The 3,831-nt window shown below is 53.1% G+C and carries 5 protein-coding genes and 1 pseudogene; 4 read left to right on the forward strand and 2 right to left on the reverse strand.

What is annotated here, in order from left to right:
- The 4 genes from ABF287_RS08415 to ABF287_RS08430 form a co-directional block, all read left to right on the forward strand.
- A partial coding sequence (locus ABF287_RS08415; protein WP_347184566.1) for a molybdopterin-dependent oxidoreductase occupies positions 1-711 on the forward strand: 711 nt, incomplete at its 5' end.
- Complete coding sequence (locus ABF287_RS08420) at positions 695-1,765, forward strand: c-type cytochrome (protein ID WP_347184567.1); 1,071 nt, start codon at positions 695-697, stop codon at positions 1,763-1,765. The genes ABF287_RS08415 and ABF287_RS08420, both read left to right, overlap by 17 nt.
- A 96-nt stretch (positions 1,766-1,861) precedes the next feature.
- Positions 1,862-2,296 carry a DUF302 domain-containing protein gene (locus ABF287_RS08425; protein WP_347184568.1) on the forward strand — a complete coding sequence of 145 codons (435 nt, stop codon included), beginning with the start codon at positions 1,862-1,864 and terminating at the stop codon, positions 2,294-2,296.
- Between the two features lie 41 nt (positions 2,297-2,337).
- Entirely contained in the window at positions 2,338-2,994 is a 657-nt protein-coding gene (locus ABF287_RS08430) for a Crp/Fnr family transcriptional regulator (RefSeq protein WP_347184569.1), read from the forward strand.
- Positions 2,995-3,010: 16 nt separating this feature from the next.
- On the opposite strand, the gene ABF287_RS08435 is transcribed toward ABF287_RS08430, so the two are convergent.
- Together ABF287_RS08435 and ABF287_RS08440 are read right to left on the reverse strand one after the other, a co-directional pair.
- Positions 3,011-3,214 (reverse strand): DUF2892 domain-containing protein, encoded by a 204-nt coding sequence (locus ABF287_RS08435; RefSeq protein WP_347184570.1) that lies wholly within the window; start codon positions 3,212-3,214, stop codon positions 3,011-3,013.
- 144 nt (positions 3,215-3,358) lie between these two features.
- A pseudogene (locus ABF287_RS08440) lies at positions 3,359-3,625 on the reverse strand (aldehyde dehydrogenase family protein); the annotation flags it as partial.
- Between the last annotated feature and the right edge of the window lie 206 nt (positions 3,626-3,831).

Genomic DNA, 3,831 nt, shown 5'->3' on the forward strand with positions numbered 1-3,831 from the left:
GAAGCTGGACTGGATGCAGCTGGCGATTTCAAAGACAAATGGGTCTATGTTGAGGGCGCAGATGCATCCTCAAACGGACGCTCTATTCCGCTTGAAAAAGCGCTGGATGACGTGATGATTGCCTTCAAAGCCAACGGTGAAGCCCTGCGCAAAGAGCACGGCTATCCCGTGCGTTTGGTTGTGCCTGGGTGGGAAGGCAATATGTGGGTCAAATGGCTTCGCCGTATTGAGATCACGGACCAAGCGATTGAATCGCGTGAAGAAACTTCGAAATACACCGACACGTTGGAAGACGGCACAGCGCGCAAATGGACATGGGTGATGGATGCGAAATCTGTCGTCACCTCGCCCAGCCCGCAATCGCCGATCACTCACGGCAAAGGGCCTTTGGTCATTACAGGCCTTGCTTGGTCAGGACGCGGGTCCATCACGGGTGTCGATGTCACGATTGATGGTGGCAAGACATGGCAAAAGGCGCGTTTGGCAGCACCCGGTCAACCAATGGCGCTGACGCGGTTCTATTTGGACATCGATTGGGATGGCTCTGAGATGTTTGTTCAAAGCCGGTGCCATGATGACACGGGCTATGTGCAGCCTACCAAAACGCAACTGCGCGACGTGCGCGGGTTGAATTCGGTCTATCACAACAATTGTATTCAGACGTGGTGGGTCAAGGAAACTGGGGAGGCTGAAAATGTCGAAGTATCTTAAAACTGCATTGGCGTCCGTGGCCTGCGTCGTTGCCTTCGGCGCGCCTGTTTCGGCTGACACTTTGGGGCTGGGCCGCATCGCTATGCCCGAAGAAATTGCAGCTTGGGATCTTGATGTTGCACCAGATGGGACGGGGCTTCCTGTCGGGTCTGGTTCGGTGGAAGTTGGTGAAGAGGTGTTCTCGGAAAATTGCGCCAGTTGCCACGGGGAATTCGCCGAAGGTGTTGATAACTGGCCAAAATTGGCGGGTGGCATGGACACGCTCGATCACGAAGATCCATTGAAAACCGTTGGATCGTATTGGCCGTACCTGTCGACCACGTTCGATTATATCCGCCGGTCTATGCCCTTTGGATCAGCGCAAACCTTAACGGACGACGACGTTTACGCGATGACAGCGTATATATTGTATTCCAATGATTTGGTTGATGATGATTTCGTTTTGTCGAACGAAAATTTCTTGGATGTTGAAATGCCAAATGCCGATGGGTTTATCGTCGATGATCGCCCTGCAACGGAGTATGCGCAGTTCACCTCAGACGCTGCATGCTACACCGATTGTAAGGACACTGTCGAAGTGACGATGCGGGCTTTGGTATTGGATGTTACGCCTGAGGAAACGGCTGCTGCTGCGACTGTATCACAAGCAGCCGCAGAGGTTGTTGTCGCCAAGGAGGAACCTGTGGCTGAACCGGCAACACCCGAACCTGTGGTTGTTGCGGCTGCGTTTGATGCCGATTTGGCGGCCAAAGGAGAAAAGGTTTTTAAGAAATGTAAAGCCTGTCACCAAGTGGGCGAGGGCGCGAAAAACAGGGTTGGACCGGTCTTGAACGGCGTTGTTGGCGCGACCGTGGGCCATATTGATGGGTTCAAATACTCCAAAGACCTGTTGGCCGCGAATGCTGAAGGGCGTATCTGGGACGAGGCCCTGCTGGCTGAATTCTTGGCCAAGCCCAAAGCCGTCTTCAAGAAAACCAAGATGAGTTTTGCTGGTTTGAAAAAGGACAGCGATATCACGGCGATGATTGAGTATTTGAAATCTGTGTCGCAGTAGGGCGATGTCATCATCAGATGAAAAGGCGGCGACATGCCGCCTTTTTCGCCCTTTGGGATCGTGTATGCTATAGTTGATACGAAAGGGAGGTTTGCTATGAGACTCAATATTTTAGCACTTGGACTGCTCTTTGGTTTTGCGGGGCCCGCACTGGCTGGAGACGCAATTCTGTATGACTATGACGGCAGTTTTGATGATGCCGTATTTTCAGTGGAAGACGCGATTGTTTCCAAGGGTTTGGTGATTGATTATCGTTCACACACAGGCGACATGCTAGAGCGCACGCGCAAAGATGTTGGGTCCGACATTGTCTTGTTCGACCATGCTGATGTGTTTCTATTTTGCTCAGCTGTCGTGTCACGCAAAGTGATGGAAGCGGACCCTATGAACATCGTGCACTGCCCGTATTCTATCTTTGTGGCCGACCAAGGTGGCAAAGTGACCATTGGACACCGTGATTACCCCGAAGGCGCCATGCAAATGGTCGAAGACTTGCTGGCTGACATTGCGACTGAGGCGGTTTCGTTCTAAGGCTTGGATAGGATGCAAGTCACGTTGGAGCACAGGTAGGCATGGAGTGGATAGATCGATTTGCAGGGCTGTCGAAGCTTGAAACCAGATTGCGCGACACCTTGGTGTCAAAATCGCAAATCGTAACACTGCCACGCAATACAACGCTGTTTGGTCCAGGCAAATCGCCCGAGAACCTATTGCTGTTGCTGGATGGAGTCGTGCGCGTGCAGCAAGTCACCGAAGGTGGGCGCGAAATCGTGCTGTACCGCGTGCATGCGGGGGAAAGCTGTGTGCTGACCACGGCGTGCCTGTTGGCTTATGAGGACTACGCCGCCGAAGGCATTGCCGAGACAGAAGTCAAAGCCGTGGCGATCCCGCGCGTTGTGTTTGACGATCTGGTAGCAGGGTCGAAAGCCTTTCGAAATTTCGTGTTTTCAGCCTATTCGCGGCGGATCACAGAGCTGTTTCATGTGATCGAAGAAATCGCGTTTCAAAAGATCGATATTCGCCTTGCGCATAAACTTGTGGAATTGGCGGGGCCGGACCTTAAGCTGTCTGCGACCCACGCTCAACTTGCCGCAGAACTTGGAACTGCACGCGAAGTCATTTCGCGTCAGTTACAAGAATTTCAGCGCCGTGGGTGGGTTGCCACCGCGCGGGGTGCCGTCACTCTTACCGATATGACGGCATTGCAGGCTTTGTCCGAAACAGGATAAGTCCCTGTTTCAAATTCTAATTTTTGACCTTGCAGGTGTTGAGGCCAAAAATGGAATACAGTGGACAAAAGTTGATCAGCGCCGTGGCAAGTGGCACGATACCGATCAGGTAAAGCCAACGATAGCTGGCGTCTGCGTTCAACACGAACCCTGCCAAAAGTGCGATCCCAACAACGATGCGGATCAAACGGTCAATCTTGCCGACATTTTTAGAAAACATGGTGTACTCCCCTAATGTTCGATTGAGTATCGCACGGGGGAAGGGCGGCGTCTGTGACAAGGTCACCAAGCGTGGCATAAGATAGAAAAAGGGCGACCTTTCGCGTGGAAAGATCGCCCAAATCACTGTGCTTTGATCGACGGATTAGTCGAGTTCTTTGAACGCCATCGCTGCGCCGTCTTTGATGCCGGAGAACCAGCGTGCTGTGACGGTTTTGGTTTTGGTGTAGAACTTGAACGCATCTGGACCGTATTGGTTCAAATCGCCGAATGCAGATTTTTTCCAGCCGCCGAAGCTAAAGTAGGACAATGGCACAGGCACTGGGAAGTTGATGCCCACCATGCCCACGTTGACGCGAGATGCGAAGTCACGTGCTGTGTCGCCATCAGCCGTGTAGATCGCTGTGCCGTTACGTGCTCCGGCCACCGCTGGCCCGGACGCGACTGCATCGACGCCCAGACGGGCTGCTCGTCCTCACCCTGCGAAAACCGTACGCCAACGGAACGACAGACTTCATCTTCAGCGAGGTCGAATTGGCGCCGAAGTTGGCCGCACTCGTCCCCCCAACCGAAAGAACGGCCCGAAACCGAACTCAGAACACAGCGGACCAAAACACC

Source organism: Pacificibacter sp. (genome assembly GCF_039769035.1).
GTDB lineage: Bacteria > Pseudomonadota > Alphaproteobacteria > Rhodobacterales > Rhodobacteraceae > Celeribacter.